This window comes from Candidatus Burkholderia verschuerenii, assembly GCF_001189365.1.
GTDB lineage: Bacteria > Pseudomonadota > Gammaproteobacteria > Burkholderiales > Burkholderiaceae > Caballeronia > Caballeronia verschuerenii.
Genome location: NZ_LFJJ01000361.1, coordinates 1 through 1,020, shown reverse-complemented (window position 1 = coordinate 1,020; position 1,020 = coordinate 1). Strand labels below are relative to the sequence as shown.

The 1,020-nt window shown below is 47.9% G+C and carries 2 protein-coding genes; both read left to right on the top strand.

Features of this window, described 5'->3' with window-relative positions:
- Positions 1-310, top strand: a 310-nt coding sequence (locus tag BVER_RS34935) for a hypothetical protein (protein ID WP_232316917.1), incomplete at its 5' end; no start/stop codon positions are given.
- 9 nt (positions 311-319) lie between these two features.
- Positions 320-1,020: hypothetical protein (locus tag BVER_RS28865; protein WP_198155484.1), on the top strand; the 701-nt coding region annotated here is incomplete at its 3' end.

Here is a 1,020-nt window from a genome sequence, read left to right as displayed (position 1 = left end):
CACGATGCCACCGAAGATGCGGGGAGCCCATTTGGGGCAATCAAGCCAACGGGAGCAAAGGGAGTCCTCCCAAGAAAGTGAAACAGTAAGGGACCGACAAGAGGACATCAAGTCTCGACACATAATACAGGAGCGGGGAATGAAGATTGAGCCATTTTTTGAGGAGTACGTACACAAGCACAGCTGGAAAAAATTCATGGAGGACGAATTCTACGTAAAGAAGGGTGAAAAGGAAATGACGTTCGAATTCTACCTCGCCTTATGCAAACTCTCCTCAAGGCAACTGGCCAAAAACAAAGTGAGAATCTGAGGAGCAGTTGTGGATTTCTCTCCTCGAGCGATCAACAACTTCTTCTGCACTCCCAACGACTTGCTTGAGGAGTTCTCCCGCGTCCAGGGCAGCAGTGACGTTGAGGAGCTCACGACAGTGCTGACAGGGAGCCCAAAGCAGTTAGACAAAGAATGGGGAGCAATTAACAAAGCAGATTTGACCCCTCAAGCGAGACTCCTCAATGCCTTCATTAACTCACGGTTGATGCCCATTGTGGTAAATTGGAGGGTGCTCCGGAAAAGGACGGAGCTTATCTACGCTATCCTCAAGGGATATAGCGTCAATATAGGCCAAGTCATCAACCAAGAAATCAAGGAGACGATCAAGAAAATGACCAGCTCAAATCAACAGGTCCTTGGTTTCCCCAGCTTAATTTTCCAGCTGTTAAAATACGTGGGCTTGACAAAAGAAACATATGAGGGAAATTTCATGCCAGCGCCAACAATCCTCAAATTGCAAGATTTTGGTCGAGTCCGAGGGAGAGCAGAGAGGTGCATCATGGTGCAACAAGAGGAGCCACACCAAGAAGAAGACCACCGCCGTGATGAAGACCGAGAAGAAGAGCACGACCAAGAGGGAGATCAAGAGAACCCACAAGATGAGGAAAGAAATGTGGAAAGACATAAGGGGGAAAGCTCAAGGACACATGATGAGTGGTCAATCTTTAGAGAACGGATGTTAGCCTTGGA